The following is a 16381-nucleotide window of genomic DNA, read 5'->3' as shown; positions in this document are numbered from 1 at the left end:
AAGAATAAAGCCTATACATATCTATTTTTCTAATCTAACTCTTACAGATTTAGCATGAGCTGTAAGACCTTCTGTATCCGCTAATAATGCACAAGCTTCACCTAATTCATTTATAGCATTTTTTGAGAAATTTATAATTGAACTTTTTTTCATAAAATTTTCTACATTTAATGGACTATAAAACTTAGCTGTACTTCCTGTTGGAAGAGTATGATTAGGACCTGCTATATAATCTCCAATTGGTTCAGGAGTATTTTCACCTAAGAAAATTGCACCTGCATGTTTGATATAAGGTAACAATTCAAAAGGATTTTGTGTCATAACTTCTAAGTGTTCAGGTGCTATTTCATTCATTAAAGAGATTGCTTCTTCCATATTTGAAGCAACAATTATTGCTCCTCTTTCATCTATTGATTTTCTAGCAATTGCTTCTCTACTTAGAGTTTTTAAATACTCTTCAACTTCTTTACTTGTTAAACTAGCAACTTCATCACAAGTTGTAATCATAATAGAACTTGCCATTTCATCATGTTCAGCTTGAGATAATAAATCAATTGCTAAATAGTGAGGTTTTGCTGTTGCATCAGCTAAAATTCCAATTTCAGAAGGACCTGCTATCATATCAATATTAACTTCACCAAATACAAGTTTTTTAGCAGTTGCAACAAAAATATTTCCAGGACCAGTTATTACATCAACTTTAGGAATAGTTTGTGTTCCATAAGCCATAGCAGCAATTGCACTTGCTCCTCCAACTTTATAAACTTTTGAAACTTTACATAAGTGGCAAGCAGCAAGTAAAAGTTCATTTACTTCATTATTTGGAGTCGGTGTACATACAACTATTTCTTTAACTCCAGCAACAATTGCTGGAACTGCATTCATCAAAAGTGAACTAGGATATGCAGCTTTTCCACCAGGAATATAAAGCCCAGCTTTATCGACAGGAGTAACTTTTTGTCCTAAAATTGTTCCATTTGATTCAAAATCAAGCCAAGATTTTGGAAGTTGTTTTTCATGATATGTTTTGATTCTATCATATGCTGTATGAAGAGCAAGTCTTAGTTTCTCATCAATATTTTCATATGCTTTTTTCATATCTTCTTGAGAAATCAATAAATCATCATCTGATTTAACTTCCCATTTATCAAACTTTTCAATATGTCTTTTTAAAGCAACATTTCCTTCTGCTACTATTTCGTCAATAATATTCATAACAATTGATGAAACGCCTTTTATATCACTTTTAGCTCTTGCTAAAATAGAATCAAATTCACTTTGAAAGTTCGTATCTTTTGTATTTATTATTTTCATTTATATTTTTCCTAAAATCTCTTTTACAATATCATTTAAATCTTTTTTCTCAACATCAACCACTATTTTTGCAACATTTTCATAATCACTAACTCTTGAATTATAAAGTTTTAAAGCTTCTTCCATATTTTGTAAAAGTGGTCTTTTTTTCAATTTATTTGCAGCATTTGGAGCATTATTTATTCTATCTAAGATACCTTGAAATGATGATTTTAAATAAACAACTTTTCCTATTTTATTTATGTTTTCTTGTTTATAAAACCCACCACCTGTGGAAATGATTGTGTTATCTACACTTTTTTCTAACCATAAAGCAGTTTTTTTCTCTAAAGCTCTAAAATATGGTTCACCTTCAACTTCAAAAATTTTTTTGATTTTTCTGTTTTCCATACTTTCGATTAAATCATCAGTATCAATTGCAAACATATCAGATTTTTCAACTAAAGCCCTTGCAACTGTACCTTTACCAACACCCATAAAACCAATTAGTATAATATTATTCTTTTTCATAGTGGTGGATTATATCTAATTTATAGTAAATTTATATAGTACAAAAAAGGATATTAGTTTTAATTAGGTATTTTTTTGATAAAATCTATTTTTAAAAACGATGTAAAATAGGAAAACAATGGGTTTAACTAAACTAATTTCTGAAATAAAAGATTCTATAAGTAAAGATGTTTCTTTACAAGAAATTTTAGATTCAATGATAAAAAATCGTACGAAACATTTTGTTTTACTTGATGGGCAAAAAGCTGTTGGAATTATAACTGAAAGAGATATTTTATTTTCATATGCAAAACATATTGATTTAAATTCAAAAGCAATTGATTTTGCAAATAAAGAACTAATTACAACGAAGTCAAATAGAAAAATAAACTATGTTTTAGGATTAATGCTAAATAATAAAATAAGAAGAATCATTGTTTTAGATAAAGAAAATAACTATTTAGGTTCTATTTTACAAGAAAATCTTATTTTTGAATTTGAACAAGATATATTTAAAACAAATATAAAAGCAAAAGATTTAATAAAAGACAAATCAAAAGCTTTTTTTGTACAAAAAGATGCCACTATTCAAACTACTTTAGACTTAATGAGCGAAAAGAATATAGGTTCAGCTTTAGTATTTGATAATCTTACTCCAATTGGAATATTAACAGAAAGTGATGTTATTAATCTTGCACAAAAACATATTGATACAACTTTAAATGTAGAAAACTTTAGTTACAAAAATTTAATAACTTTTGATAGTGAAGAGTCTTTATTTAGTATTGTAAATACAATGAGAAAAAAAGACATAAGAAGAGCTATAATTTTTGATAAGAATAGTTCTTCTTATTATGTAATTACTTCAAAAGAGATTTTGAATAATATAAAAGGAAACTACAATTTATTTTTAGAATCAAAACTAAAAGATGTTAAAAATACTTTTAATTCACTTAATGAAGCAGTTATTGAAGTTTTTGATAATGATGATGAACAAATAATATATTGGTTTAATCAAAAAGCAAATAAATTATTTGATATAAAAATTGATGAAGATATTACAACTTTAATTCCAAAAGCAAGATGGAATTTAATTTATGAAAAAATAAAAACAAATAATTTTAATGAAAAAGAGATTATTGAAATTGATAAAAATACCTTCCAATTAACTATAATATATAGCAAAATTTTAGAAAACTCTATAATAAAACTTCTTTTTACAAATATTTCAGAAATTACAGATGCAAATAAAAAAATAGAAACTAACTTTAAATATCTATATGAAGAAGTACCTTATCCTTATCAGTCACTAGATGCGAAAGGTTTAATCACTAATGTAAATAAAAAATGGCTAGAAATTACAGGTTATGATAAAAATGATGTAATAGGACAAAAGTTTGCATCTTTTACAGTTGAAAAACCTGAGATTCTACAAAATTTATTTTCAAAGTTTATGCAACATAAACATATTGAAAATATTATTCTAAGAATAAAAAAGAAAAATAACGAAATTATACTTGCGAGTTTTACAGGAAATATTTCAAATATAAATGGTGAAATTAGAACTCACTGTATTTTCAAAGATATAACTGAAGAAGAAAAAATCCAAAAGAAATTACAACTTTCTGATATAGTATTTGAAAATACAACTGAAGGTATTATTATCACAAATGAAAGAGGTGAAATAATTTCAGTAAATAGTGCGTTTAGTAAAATTACAGGTTATAGTTTTGAAGAGATAAAGGGACAAAATCCTAAAATTCTAAAATCTGGAAAACATAATATAGAATTTTATCAAATCCTTTGGGAAGAGTTAATAAAAAAAGGTGCTTGGAAAGGTGAAATTTGGAATCGTAAAAAAAGTGGTGAGATTTATCCTGAATGGCTAAATTTAAGCTTAGTAAAAGATTCTGAAGGAAATATTTTAAATTATGTAGCTTTATTTTCTGATATTACAAAAATAAAAAATTCAAATGCAAAAATAGAGTTTTTAGCACATCATGATCCACTAACAAATCTTCCAAATCGTTTATTATTAAAAGCGAGACTTATAAAATCAATAGAAAAAGCAAATGAATTAAAATATAGATTAGCAATCTTTTTTATTGATATTGATAACTTTAAATTGATAAATGATACTTATGGTCACTCAATTGGTGATAATATTATTTCACTTGTAGCAAATAGATTACAAAAAAATATAAGAAAAAACGACACAATTTCTAGAATTGGTGGAGATGAATTTATAATTGTAATTGAAGATGTTGATAATAAAGATATAGAAAAATTAGCAAAAAAAATTGTAAGTGATTTTAAAGAACCAATAAAAATGGAAGAGTATCTTTTTGATACAACAGTTAGTGTTGGTATCTCTATTTTTCCAAATAATGGTTTAAATGCAGAAGATTTAATAAAACATGCTGATACAGCTATGTATAGTGCAAAAAATGCAGGAAGAAATCAATATCAATTTTATAAAAATGAAATGACAAGTGAAATTTTTGAGAAAATCATAATGAAACAAGAATTAACTGATGCTTTAAAAAACAATGAATTTGAAGTATATTATCAACCACAAATTGATATAAAAATGAATAAAATAGTAGGAGCAGAAGCTCTTATTAGATGGAATCATAAAACTTTAGGAGTTGTTTTTCCAAATGATTTTATTTCACATGCAGAAGAAACAAAATTAATTATTCCAATTGGGGAATTTGTTCTAAAAAAAGCTTGTACTTTTATGAAATATCTAAATGATACAAAATTATTAGAAGATGGAATTGTTGCAGTTAATATCTCAAATATTCAAATAAAATATAGCGATATTCAAAAATCAATAATAAAAGAATTAGAAGAAACGAAGTTAAATCCTGCAAATTTAGAAATAGAATTAACTGAAAGTTATATCATGGAAGATATTGAAGAATCTTTAACTATTCTTGAAAATTTAAAAAATCTAGGAATTAAACTTGCAATTGATGATTTTGGAACAGGATATTCTTCTTTGAATTATTTAAAACAATTTCCAATTGATAAATTAAAAATTGATAAATCATTTGCAAATGGTCTTCCTTTTAATAAAAAAGATGTTGCTATTGCAAAAACTATTTTAGCTTTAGGAAATGGACTTGAAATAAAAACAATTGCAGAAGGTGTAGAGAAGAATGAACAAAAAGAGTTCTTACAAAATGCAGGTTGCGATGAAATTCAAGGTTGGTTATATTCAAAAGCTTTAAGAGAAGAGGATTTTATAAAGTTTATAAAAGAGTTTAAATAACTTTTTTTGCCTCTTCTGCTAAAAAGATTATCTCAAAAACTGCGCCTTTATGCCCACTATTCTCATAAATATAATCTTCATTATATACTGATATTCTTCCTTTCATATGTTTTTCAATAATCTCTTTTGACATATAAAGCCCTATTCCTGTACCTTGAGATTTGAATTTTGTTGTAAAATATGGCTCGAAAACTTTTTCTAAAATATTTTCTGCTATTCCACCTGCATTATCTTTTATAAAAATTTTTACCCTATTTTCTTCTTTTCTAATATCAACAAAAATATATTTTTGATCTAACTCTTTTTTTTCAAATTCATCTTTTGCATTATTTAAAATATTTATTATTACTTGTAAAAATTCATTTTCAAAACCATAAATATAAACATCATCTAAATTTTTTATAAAGATTATATTTCTTAAATTAAATTGTATTTCTAACAAATCAAAAGCTTTTTGGAAAACCTTTTTGAGATTAAAATAATAAGCTTCTTTGTTTGGATTAAAATAATCTCTAAAATCATCTATTGTTTGAGACAAATATTTTGTGGTAGTTGTAATAGCATCCATTGAACGAAGAATCTCTTCTTTATTTATTTCTCCATATTGGTATTGAAGTTTTATTCCAGTTGAAAGAGTCGAAATAGAACTTAAAGGTTGTCTCCATTGATGAGCAATATTTTCTAACATTTCTCCCATTGCAGCCATTTTCGATTGTTGAGCTAATAAATTATCTTTTTCTCTACTTTTTTTAATATAACTTAATACTTGTTGTTTATATTTATAAAATCTTCTTTCTAATCTTTTTGATATATAAAAAGATAAAAATAGAAATACTATAGTTATCAATCCACTAACAGTAAAAAGACTTAACAGATTATGTAAATAATTTTGTTTATATTCATATTGTTTAGTTTTTATTTGTTCTGCTAATTCATCAGTATAAAAACCAGTTGCAATTGCCCAATCCCAATCTTTAAATCCTTTAACAAAAGTGATTTTTTCAGAAGGAAGCTTTGTATCAGGCTTTATTGTTCCTACATATTTTAAAAAACCTTCACCTTTATTTGCCAAATTCATAATCTCTTTTGTAATCATAAATCCATTTGCGTCTTTTAGAGTTATTCTATTAACTCCAATATATGATTTTTCAATATGAGTTAAATAAACTCCTTTTTCATCTATTACAAAAATATATCCATTTTTAGAGTATTTTATACTGCTTATATATTCCAAAATCTCTTTTTTTATTTTTTCTTCAAAATCTTCTAAATACTCTCCTGTTCCTATATACCAATTGTATGGTTCAAAAACTTTATTGAAAGTAATTTTCTTATACTGTTTTAATTTATTAAAAGCTTCTGGTTTCTTCCAATAATATTCATTATAAGATTCTTTTTTTATTTTTAAATCATTGATTACATTTTCAATAAATTTAGAACCATAATTATCCTCAAAATCTAAAATACTTTTATTTTCAAACTGAGGATATAAAGGATGTAAAATTGACTTTCCTTCCATTGTATTTATATAAAAATAGCCTCGATTGTCATTAAACCTTAAAGCTTTTAAAGCATCTTTTATTCTTGTTTGTATTTGTTCAGCTGATTCTTTATCTTTATATTTTTCATAAATATATGTCATCATATTATGAATAGCTAAAACCCTACTTTTTATATCGTGTTTTAACTCTTTTTCACTATTCAATTTTTTATGAATAATATAGTCATAAATTTTATTTACTTCATCTTTTATAATATTTTGATTTCTTTTTAAATAGTCATTTTCTAAAGCTTTTAAATCAGATTTTAATGTAATATTTTTATCAATATACAATAAAGATATGATTATCATACAAACTAATGCGACTATAAAAATTGGTGTATATTTTATTAATTTTATAAGTTTTTTTTCTTTTTTTGTTAACATAAAAGATATATTATCTTTTTTTTCTTTAATATAAAAAAATTTATTTAAGAGTTATATTTATAGGTATATCTCTCTTTCATAGAGATATTTCCAAGTAGTCCACCTTGATGAATATATAAGAAGTTGAACTCATCTTTTTTATCAAAATTTTCTACATATTTTTCAAAACAAAGCCAACCTAAACTATCATAAAGTAAATCAAACTCAATATTTGTTTGATTTAGCAACTCATTATGGATTTCATATAACTCTTTATAAAGTTTCCCAAAATGATATTTTTTCTCTTTTTTTAAAATTGTTGGAAAATTAGTTTTTTCAAGAGCTAAAAACTGTTTTTCTAAATATTCATCATCACCAACACAAGAACAAGTCAAAACTTCAAATGGAAGAAATTTTTGTAGATAAAGGGATGTTGTTCCTGTACCACTTGGCAAAAAAACTTTTAGATTTTTTATTTGATTTTCTTTTGCCCAAGTTCTTATCTCATTAGCTAAAATCTCTATTCCAAAAGAAGCTGCACTTACAGCTCCACCTTCACTAATAAAAAGTTCATCATTTTTAAAAGTTTTTGGAACTTCAGCTTCTATAATATTCATTCCAAATTCTTTTGCAAATTTATAATTTCCAATTGGATTTTCTTTTAAATATGAAGCAATATGATCAACATAATAATCAAACTTCCAACCTTTGATTTTACACAATACAGAGAGTGAATACATTGCATTTGATTGGGCAGAACCAAAAGATATAACTTTTTTAATTTTAGGAAAATCATTTTTCAAAAAATAGTAAAACTTTCTAGCCTTATTTCCTGAAAAATCTTTGTGTAATAAATCATCTCTTTTTACAAAATATTTTTGATTATTAAAGCTTATTTGTTCAATTAAAGAATTTGTATAGTTCATAAAAAATTGTACCATCTATTAGCAAAATTTCTGTACAATGTCACAAAAAATTATTGAGGTCGTTATGGATTTAATGGGATACATTGATAAAGGTGGAATTATTGTTTATATTTTAATTGCTTTAAATGTGATTGGATTTACTATTATTTTATGGAAATTTTTTACACTTCCAAGAAAAAATGCAATTATTAGTCAAATTAAACATAGAGTTACAAAAGATTCTTCTCTTACATCTCAAATAGAATATGAAGTTAAAAAACTTGAATCTGGACTTACTATTATAAAAAACATAGCAACAGTTGCCCCACTTTTAGGACTTTTAGGAACTGTTATTGGAGTTTATAAATCTTTTGAAGCAATTACTCAAAATGGTTTAGGTGACCCAACAATCTTTTCAAATGGAATCGGGATTGCGTTGATTACGACAATCGCAGGTTTAATTGTAGCAATTCCTCATCAAATAGCTTATAATCATTTTATCTCTTTGATTGATTCAATTGAGTTAAAAGCTAAAAAAGAGCTAGCGAGCGAATAATGAAAAGACGTGAAGCTTTAGGCTTAGATTTAACTCCTGTTATTGATGTTGTTTTTATTTTACTTATCTTTTTTATAGTTACATCTGTATTTAAAAAAGAAGAATTAGCTTTAATTTTAGATTTACCAACATCAACTGCAAAAGAGATGGAAATAAAAGAAGAACAAGTTTTTATAGAACTTAATCAAAATAAGTTAGCAATAAAAGGAATTGAAGTATCTTTTGAATCACTTGAAGATAACTTAAAAGCAATAAAAAATAAAAATAAACCAGTTATTGTAAGAATTGATAAAAAAGTTGAATATCAAAGGGTAGTAAAAGTTTTAGATTTACTTCAAAAATATGATTTAACAAATCTAGCTTTAGTTACAAATGAAGAAGGGAAGAAGTAATTATTTCTCTTCTTCTAAAAGTTGTTTATACTCTTCATCTGTAAAAATTCTTGATTTTGTAATAAACTGATAACCCAGATCTATCTCTAGGGAAAAAGAATTTCCAAAAGCAGCTTTTTCTTCTCTTACATCAATTGTAATAAAAGAGTGTTTGAAATATTCAAATTGGTCTTTATCTATAAAAAACTCACAACCACATATTTCACCTAATTTTACATTACGACTAGGAACATAAAAATCACCTTTTTCATAACACATAGGAGCTGTTCCATCACAACATCCACCACTTTGATTAAAAACCAATTCTCCATGTTCTTTTTTTAATCTTTCTATTACCTCAGCAGCAGCTGGTGTTACATCTAGTCTTTTCATTTTTTGTCCTTTTTAAAGCAAAAAAGCCCATAGAAAGAACTTCTATGGGCTTAATAATTTTATTGTAAAGCTAAAATCCTAGAAGAATCCTAATTTATTTTTGTTGTATGAAGTTAAAATATTTTTTGTATGTCTATAAGAATTTAACATCATCATATGTGTTTCTCTTCCGATTCCTGATTTTTTATATCCACCAAATGAAGCATGTGATGGATAAATATGATAACAATTTACCCAAACTCTTCCAGCTTCTATTCCACGACTGAATTTATGTAATTGATGTGCATCTCTTGACCAAACACCTGAACCTAATCCATAAATTGTATCATTTGCAATTGCAAGTGCTTCTTCTTCATCTTTAAAAGTAGTAACAGCAAGAACTGGTCCAAAAATCTCTTCTTGGAAGATTCTCATTTTATTATGACCTTTAAATAATGTTGGTTGAATATAGAAACCATTTGGATTAGTTTCTGATTTGTAAACATCACCACCGATTAATAATTCTGCTCCTTCTTCTTTACCAATTTTAATATATTCCATAATTTTTTCTTTTTGGTTAAGTGAACATTGAGCACCCATCATACACTCAGTATCTAAAGGGTTTCCTAATTTTATAGCTTTTACTCTTTCAAGTACTCTTGCCATAAATGGTTCATAAATTGATTCTTGAATTAAAGCACGTGAAGGACAAGTACAAACTTCTCCACTATTAAATGCAAATAATACTAAACCTTCGATTGCTTTATCAAAAAATTCATCATCGGCATCCATGATTGATTCTAAGAAAATATTTGGTGATTTTCCACCTAACTCTAAAGTTGAAGGAATAATATTTTCAGTTGCATATTGCATAATTAATTGACCAGTTGTAGTTTCACCTGTAAATCCAACTTTTTTAACTAATTCATGAGTAGATAAATATTTACCAATTTTTCCACCTGCACCATTAATAATATTAATAACACCTTTTGGTAATACGTCTTGAATTGTTTCCATTAATAATAAAATTGACATTGGTGTTGCACTTGCTGGTTTCATAACAACACAATTTCCAGCAGCAATTGCAGGAGCTAATTTCCATGCTGCCATTAATAATGGGAAATTCCAAGGAATAATTTGTGCAACAACACCATATGGTTCATGAATTTCTTGAGAAATTGTATTTTCATCTAAATCAGAAACTGTTCCTGACTCTGCTCTAATTACAGAAGCAAAATATCTAAAATGATCAACTACTAAAGGAACGTCAGCATTTAAAGTTTCTCTAATTGCTTTTCCATTATCTAAAGTTTCAGCTATTGCTATATTTTCCAAATTTGCTTCTATTGCATCTGCAATTTTATTTAATAAAGTGCTTCTTTCAATAACTGATGTATGTTTAAATGATTGAAATGCTTTATTTGCAGCTAAAATAGCAGCTTCACAATCTTTTTCATTTGATCTTGGAATTTTTGTTAAAACTTCACCATCTACAGGAGAAATATTATCAAAATATTCACCACTAATTGGAGCTACCCATTCTCCACCAATGAAATTTTCGTATTGAGGTTTATATGTTGGTTTTGTATAAATCATTTTTATTCCTTTTAATTCAAATATTGAAGAAACATTTTTTCTCTTCAGATGGTAAAATTCTATCTTATGTTTATAGCCTAATTATAGCGATAGCATAGCATTAGCATAGCATTGATAATAATCGTGACAAATTACGATTTTATGGTTTGTTTATTATTTTATTTATTTAATACTTTTTAAAAATTTGCTAAAATTTTCCTATGAAAACATACAACTATACGTTAAATGACTCTTCTTTGGAAATGTTGATTGATTTTCCTTCTTTTAAAAATAAAAAAAATTTATTAATTCAAATATTTTGTGGAAATAAAAAACACTATTTAGAAAATATAGTAAAAATAATAACAAAAAATTTACCTCAAGCTATTTGTATAGGTTCTTCAACAGATGGAGAAATAAATGAAGAAAACATTACAACATTAAATACTGTCATATCTATATCTGTTTTTGAAAAAACTACATTAAAAGCAATTTATGTAAAAAATGAAAACTCTTTTATAAATGGAGTTGAAATTGCAAAAGAACTATTTTCTGAGAAGACTAAACTTCTTATTACATTTACAGATGGGAAAAAAACAAATGGAGAAGAGTTTTTAAAAGGTATAAATTCTATAAATAATAAAATCATTGTTTGTGGAGGAATGGCAGGAGATAATGCAAATTTCAATCAAACTTTTATCTCTTATCAAGATAAAGTATTCACTTATGGTTGTGTTGGAGTTGTATTAGACTCAGACGTTTTACAAGTGAGAAATTCTTATAACTTTAACTGGTCAGAAATAGGTATAGTTCATACAATTGATGAAGTTGATAAAAATAGAGTTTATAAAATTTCAGGTTTAACACCTCTAGATTTTTATAAAAAATATTTAGGTTCTTATGTTGCTTCTTCACTTCCTGCAACAGGAATTGAATTTCCTTTAATTGTACAAAAAAACAATCTTCCTTTAGCAAGAGCTGTTATTTCAAAACATATCGATGGGAGTTTAAGCTTTGCTGGAAATTTGGAAAAAGGAGATATTGTAAAACTTGGATTTGGGAATATTGAACTTATTATGAATAATCCTATAGAATCACTATTTAAAGACCAACCTTTGGAAAATATTGAATCAATTTTCATATATTCATGTATGGCAAGAAGACGTTATATGCCTAATATGATTGATATTGAAATAAAACCTTTTTCTCAAATAGCTCCAACTTGTGGCTTTTTTACATATGGAGAATTTTTTCATTATCAAGAGAATAATCAGCTTTTAAATCAATCTTTAACATTAGTTGCATTGAGTGAGAATTGTTCCAAAAAAAATTCAAAAAAACAGATAAAAATATCGCAAACTCCTTTGAGTGAACATGCAAGAAGTCTTGAAGCATTAACACATTTAATTCAACAATCTTCAAATGATTACAATAAACAATCAAAAAAACTAGAAGAAGGAAATATTTATTCTCAAAATTTAATAACTGCACAAAAAAGATTTTTAAAACATGCAGTACATGAAACAAATACACCACTATCAGTTATTATGGGAAATATAGAGATGTTTGAGATGGAATTTGGGAAAAACAAATATCTTTCAAATATTGAAGTTGCTATGAAAAATATCTTTAGTATATATGATGATTTAAGTTATCTAATAAAAAAAGATCAAGTAAATTCTGCAATTCATAAAATAAATATAGTTGATTTTGTAAGAAGTAGAATTGATTTTTTCACATCTTCGGCTTTAAAGTTTAAATCAAATTTTAAATTTCAAGCATTAAAAGATGAAATAAATATAAATTTTAATGAAATAAAACTTCAACGAATTGTTGATAATAATTTAACAAATGCTATAAAATATACTTTGCCAAATGAAACAATATTTGTAAAACTTTCTATTTTTAATAAAGAGTGTAATTTTACAATAGAAAGCAATTCAAAACAAATATTAAATCCGCAAGAAATTTTTGAAGAATATTATAGAGAACAAGTTTCACAAGAGGGATTTGGATTAGGATTAAATTTAGTAAAAAGAATTTGTAATGAAGAAAACGTAGGTATAAAACTTGAATCAGGTAAAGATTGGGCATCATTTACTTATACTTTTAAAGGAGTATTATGAAAATTTTATTAGTTGAAGATGATTTTATGTTAAATGAAATGATTACTGAATATTTAAGTTCAACTGGTCATGCAATAATAAGTGCAAAAAATGGAGTAGAAGCATTAGAAATATTAAATTCTGAAAAATTTGATTTACTAATTTTAGATATTTCTCTTCCTGATATAGATGGATTTACAATATTAGAAAGATTACATGAGCAAAAATTAAATATTCCAACTATTTACATTTCTGCGTTAATTGATATTGAAGATATATCAAGAGCTTTTGATTTGGGCTGTTTTGATTATTTAAAAAAACCTTTTCATCTAAAAGAATTAACTTTAAGAATAAACAAAATTTTAAAAACTAGAATCGTCCCTCAAAAACATAAAAGATTATCTAATCAATATAGTTTTGATGCAGAAACTATGACTTTATATTTTAATAATGAACCACATATCCTACCTAAACGACAACTTCAAATTATTGAACTTCTTGCACAAAATAGAAGTTTAGTTGTAAATTATGATATGTTTAGAACTTATGTTTGGAATGATGATTATATTGATAATGCAACAATAAGAGCAGAAGTTAATAGAGTAAAAACTGTATTAAAAGAAGATTTTATAAAAAATATAAGAGGAAGTGGATATATAATAGAAAGACCTAATTAAAATTATTTTAGAGGAAATTCCTCTAAAATATTAGTTTTTATTTAAAGCACAAAGATCAGAGAAAGCAACTTCAAGTCTAGCTATCATTGTTTCTTGACCAGCTCTTAAAAATTTTCTTGGGTCATAATAGTTTTTATTTGGTTTATCTTCACCTTCTGGGTTACCAATTTGCCCTTGTAAATAATCATGGTATTTAGCTTCATAAGCTCTTACACCATCCCACATTGCCCATTGAGTATCAGTATCAATGTTCATTTTAATAACACCATAAGAGATAGCTTCTCTAATTTCACTTAAAAGTGAACCTGAACCACCATGGAAAACAAAGTCAACTGGTTTATCTGAAGTTTTTAATTTATCTTGAATATATTTTTGTGAATTATCTAAGATTTTTGGACTTAAAACAACATTTCCTGGTTTATATACACCATGAACATTTCCAAAAGATGCAGCAATTGTAAAATTATCTCCAACTTCTTTTAATTTTTCATAAGCATAACAAACTTCTTCTGGTTGTGTATAAAGTAAAGCATTATCAACATCACTGTTATCAACACCATCTTCTTCACCACCAGTAATTCCAAGTTCAATCTCTAACATCATATCAATTGCATTCATTTTTTTGAAATACTCAACACAAATTTCAATATTTTCTTCTAAACTTTCTTCACTTAAATCAAGCATATGAGAAGTAAACAATGGTCTTCCTGTTTTCTCAAAATGCTCACAGCCAGCTTCAATTAACCCATCAATCCAAGGTAAAAGTTTTTTTGCTGCATGGTCTGTATGTAAAATTACAGGTATTCCATAAGCTTTTGCCATAGTATGAACATGGTTTGCGCCACTAATTCCACCAAGAACTGCTGCATCTGAAGTTTTTAAACCTTTTCCCGCATAAAAACCAGCACCACCATTTGAGAATTGGATAATAACTGGTGAATTAACTTTTGCTGCTGCTTCTAAAACTGCATTTACTGAATCAGTTCCTACCACATTTACAGCTGGAATCGCAAAATTATTCTCTTTTGCATAAGCAAAAAGTTTTTTTGCTTCACTACCTGTTAAAACACCAGGTTTTACAACATTTAATACACCCAATTTAATCTCCTTATTTAATTACTATTTTTGCGTCTTTTCTTAATTCGTCTGTTAACTCTTTTACTTTTTTATTATAACTATTTCCTAATAAAATTTGAGAGATGTTACCTTCAACTTCATTATAAGCTAAAGCTTTTGAAGGAATTTTGTCTTTTAAATAAATTACATGATAACCAAATTGTGTTTTTGTTGGAACTTTAGAATATGTACCTTTTGACATTGCTTTTGCTGCACTTGAAAATTCTGGAACCATTTGATCTGCTGGGAATTTTCCTAAATACCCACCATTTTTGCCAGCTGGATCTTGTGATTTAGTTTTTGCTAATTCTTTAAATTTTTCTTCTTTATTTGAAGCTTTGTCTAATTGTTTGATTATATCAAAAGCCTCTTTTTCAGTTTTAACTAAAATATGACTTGCTTCTAAAGTTTCAGGCATTACAAATTTTGCTTTATTTTTTTCATAAAAATCTTTTTTCTCATCTTCTGTGAATTTGATTTTATCAATTTGATTTTTTTGCCAAACTTGGAAAGCTAAATCTTCTTTTATTTTATTTATTGTTTCAACATATTGTGGATCTTTTTCAATTCCATCTTTAATAGCTTTTTTAGCTAATAATTTTCTATTGATAATTTGCTCTAATACTTGTTTTTTAGCATTATCTGGTAATTTATCAAAATCTATTCTTGGATCTTGTAAAGCCATTGAGATATCTTGTTTAGTGATTTGTTCACCATCAACTGTAGCATAAAAATCAGCTGCATTTAAAGCAGAAACTAATGCAATTGAAGCAACGAAACTTGATACTATTTTTTTCATTTTATTCCTTGAAATTATATTTGCGACATTTTATCTTTTCATAGTTAATAAATAGTTGATTTTTTATAAATAAATGATAAGTTTATTAAACAAATTTTAAAAATTTTTACTGTATTTTGTAAATTTTAAAATTTAGCTTAAAAAGGCTTTAAATTTTCAAATATTTATGATACAATTCCGTCCAAATTTAAATTTAACTTAAATTTAAGGAATATTATGAGAATTTTGATTATTGAAGACGAAATTACACTAAACAGAACATTACAAGAAGGTCTAACTGACTTTGGTTATCAAGTGGATACTGCTGAAAACTATAAAGATGCAGAATATTTTATTGATATTAGAAATTATGATTTAGTATTAACTGATTGGATGTTACCAGATGGTGACGGAATTGAACTATGTAAAATAGTTAAAAATAGAAGTTCAAGAACTGCTGTTGTTATAATCTCAGCAAGAGATGATAAAGAATCTGAAATTGAAGCATTAAAATCTGGTGCTGATGATTTTATTAAAAAACCATTTGATTTTGATATTTTACTTGCAAGAATTGAAGCAAGATTAAGATTTGGTGGAACAAATGTAATCGAAATTGATGATTTAGTAATTAATCCTGATGAAGAAAAAATTGAATATGCAGGTGAAGAAATAGAGTTAAAAGGTAAACCATTTGAAGTTTTAACTCACCTTGCACGTCATAGAGATCAAATCGTTTCAAAAGAACAATTATTAGATGCAATCTGGGAAGAACCAGAACTTGTTACTCCAAATGTAATCGAAGTTGCAATTAATCAAATTAGACAAAAAATGGATAAACCATTAAACATCTCTACAATTGAAACTATTAGAAGAAGAGGTTATAGATTTTGTTATCCAAATGTAGCAGAAGATGTAAAACAAAAATAATTTCGGTATTTTA

At 26.0% G+C, this 16381-nt stretch carries 14 protein-coding genes; 6 read left to right on the top strand and 8 right to left on the bottom strand.

The genetic code is table 11. The annotated features are described in order from the left end of the window. Positions 1-21: 21 nt before the first annotated feature. Together hisD and ADFLV_RS02615 are read right to left on the bottom strand one after the other, a co-directional pair. The gene (gene hisD, locus ADFLV_RS02620) at positions 22-1314 is read right to left on the bottom strand and encodes a histidinol dehydrogenase (protein WP_129010409.1); all 1293 of its coding nucleotides are present in this window, start codon (positions 1312-1314) and stop codon (positions 22-24) included. Continuing rightward, positions 1315-1824, bottom strand: a complete 510-nt coding sequence (locus ADFLV_RS02615; protein ID WP_228712354.1) for a shikimate kinase — start codon at positions 1822-1824, stop codon at positions 1315-1317. Positions 1825-1942: 118 nt separating this feature from the next. Here ADFLV_RS02615 and ADFLV_RS02610 point away from each other — a divergent pair, with 118 nt between their 5' ends. After that, positions 1943-5080 (top strand): EAL domain-containing protein, encoded by a 3138-nt coding sequence (locus ADFLV_RS02610; RefSeq protein ID WP_129010408.1) that lies wholly within the window; start codon positions 1943-1945, stop codon positions 5078-5080. On the opposite strand, the gene ADFLV_RS02605 is transcribed toward ADFLV_RS02610, so the two are convergent. Together ADFLV_RS02605 and ADFLV_RS02600 are read right to left on the bottom strand one after the other, a co-directional pair. Next, positions 5073-7007 (bottom strand): sensor histidine kinase, encoded by a 1935-nt coding sequence (locus ADFLV_RS02605; protein WP_129010407.1) that lies wholly within the window; start codon positions 7005-7007, stop codon positions 5073-5075. The genes ADFLV_RS02610 and ADFLV_RS02605 overlap by 8 nt on opposite strands. Before the next feature lie 44 nt (positions 7008-7051). Further along, complete coding sequence (locus tag ADFLV_RS02600; RefSeq protein ID WP_129010406.1) at positions 7052-7912, bottom strand: 1-aminocyclopropane-1-carboxylate deaminase; 861 nt, start codon at positions 7910-7912, stop codon at positions 7052-7054. Positions 7913-7949: 37 nt separating this feature from the next. Here ADFLV_RS02600 and ADFLV_RS02595 point away from each other — a divergent pair, with 37 nt between their 5' ends. Both ADFLV_RS02595 and ADFLV_RS02590 read left to right on the top strand, forming a co-directional pair. Further along, entirely contained in the window at positions 7950-8447 is a 498-nt protein-coding gene (locus ADFLV_RS02595) for a MotA/TolQ/ExbB proton channel family protein (RefSeq protein WP_228712353.1), read from the top strand. Further along, positions 8447-8839, top strand: a complete 393-nt coding sequence (locus ADFLV_RS02590) for an ExbD/TolR family protein (protein WP_014473226.1) — start codon at positions 8447-8449, stop codon at positions 8837-8839. Before ADFLV_RS02595 ends, ADFLV_RS02590 begins: the two co-directional genes overlap by 1 nt. Here the strand turns inward: ADFLV_RS02590 and ADFLV_RS02585 are convergent, their stop codons facing one another. Both ADFLV_RS02585 and ADFLV_RS02580 read right to left on the bottom strand, forming a co-directional pair. After that, on the bottom strand, positions 8840-9211 hold the full coding sequence (locus ADFLV_RS02585; protein WP_014473225.1) for a DUF779 domain-containing protein: 372 nt from the start codon (positions 9209-9211) through the stop codon (positions 8840-8842). 78 nt (positions 9212-9289) lie between these two features. Then, positions 9290-10786: an aldehyde dehydrogenase family protein gene (locus tag ADFLV_RS02580; protein WP_129010405.1), complete on the bottom strand. Its 1497-nt coding sequence runs from the start codon at positions 10784-10786 to the stop codon at positions 9290-9292. Between the two features lie 200 nt (positions 10787-10986). Between ADFLV_RS02580 and ADFLV_RS02575 the strand changes: the two genes are divergently transcribed. After that, entirely contained in the window at positions 10987-12891 is a 1905-nt protein-coding gene (locus tag ADFLV_RS02575; protein ID WP_228712352.1) for an FIST N-terminal domain-containing protein, read from the top strand. After that, positions 12888-13547 (top strand): response regulator transcription factor, encoded by a 660-nt coding sequence (locus ADFLV_RS02570; protein WP_129010404.1) that lies wholly within the window; start codon positions 12888-12890, stop codon positions 13545-13547. The genes ADFLV_RS02575 and ADFLV_RS02570 overlap by 4 nt, the downstream gene beginning before the upstream one ends. 30 nt (positions 13548-13577) lie before the next feature. On the opposite strand, the gene fbaA is transcribed toward ADFLV_RS02570, so the two are convergent. Next, positions 13578-14645, bottom strand: a complete 1068-nt coding sequence (fbaA, locus tag ADFLV_RS02565; protein ID WP_014473221.1) for a class II fructose-bisphosphate aldolase — start codon at positions 14643-14645, stop codon at positions 13578-13580. A gap of 10 nt (positions 14646-14655) precedes the next feature. After that, positions 14656-15462, bottom strand: coding sequence for a peptidylprolyl isomerase (locus ADFLV_RS02560; RefSeq protein WP_014473220.1), 807 nt, complete (start codon positions 15460-15462; stop codon positions 14656-14658). A 216-nt stretch (positions 15463-15678) separates the two neighbouring features. Between ADFLV_RS02560 and hsrA the strand changes: the two genes are divergently transcribed. Beyond that, positions 15679-16368, top strand: a complete 690-nt coding sequence (hsrA, locus tag ADFLV_RS02555; RefSeq protein WP_014473219.1) for a homeostatic response regulator transcription factor HsrA — start codon at positions 15679-15681, stop codon at positions 16366-16368. The last annotated feature ends 13 nt before the right edge of the window (positions 16369-16381 follow it).

It is taken from the genome of Arcobacter defluvii (genome assembly GCF_013201725.1).
Lineage (GTDB): Bacteria > Campylobacterota > Campylobacteria > Campylobacterales > Arcobacteraceae > Aliarcobacter > Aliarcobacter defluvii.
The sequence above is the reverse complement of the archived record's forward strand: the minus strand, read 5'-3'. Positions and strand labels throughout refer to the sequence as shown.

Bases quoted from the DNA above. Each gene is read 5' to 3' on its own strand.
- hisD (WP_129010409.1), bottom strand. From the start codon at position 1,314: ATGAAAATAATAAATACAAAAGATACGAACTTTCAAAGTGAATTTGAT.
- ADFLV_RS02615 (WP_228712354.1), bottom strand. From the start codon at position 1,824: ATGAAAAAGAATAATATTATACTAATTGGTTTTATGGGTGTTGGTAAA.
- ADFLV_RS02610 (WP_129010408.1), top strand. From the start codon at position 1,943: ATGGGTTTAACTAAACTAATTTCTGAAATAAAAGATTCTATAAGTAAA.
- ADFLV_RS02605 (WP_129010407.1), bottom strand. From the start codon at position 7,007: ATGTTAACAAAAAAAGAAAAAAAACTTATAAAATTAATAAAATATACA.
- ADFLV_RS02600 (WP_129010406.1), bottom strand. From the start codon at position 7,912: ATGAACTATACAAATTCTTTAATTGAACAAATAAGCTTTAATAATCAA.
- ADFLV_RS02595 (WP_228712353.1), top strand. From the start codon at position 7,950: ATGTCACAAAAAATTATTGAGGTCGTTATGGATTTAATGGGATACATT.
- ADFLV_RS02590 (WP_014473226.1), top strand. From the start codon at position 8,447: ATGAAAAGACGTGAAGCTTTAGGCTTAGATTTAACTCCTGTTATTGAT.
- ADFLV_RS02585 (WP_014473225.1), bottom strand. From the start codon at position 9,211: ATGAAAAGACTAGATGTAACACCAGCTGCTGCTGAGGTAATAGAAAGA.
- ADFLV_RS02580 (WP_129010405.1), bottom strand. From the start codon at position 10,786: ATGATTTATACAAAACCAACATATAAACCTCAATACGAAAATTTCATT.
- ADFLV_RS02575 (WP_228712352.1), top strand. From the start codon at position 10,987: ATGAAAACATACAACTATACGTTAAATGACTCTTCTTTGGAAATGTTG.
- ADFLV_RS02570 (WP_129010404.1), top strand. From the start codon at position 12,888: ATGAAAATTTTATTAGTTGAAGATGATTTTATGTTAAATGAAATGATT.
- ADFLV_RS02560 (WP_014473220.1), bottom strand. From the start codon at position 15,462: ATGAAAAAAATAGTATCAAGTTTCGTTGCTTCAATTGCATTAGTTTCT.
- hsrA (WP_014473219.1), top strand. From the start codon at position 15,679: ATGAGAATTTTGATTATTGAAGACGAAATTACACTAAACAGAACATTA.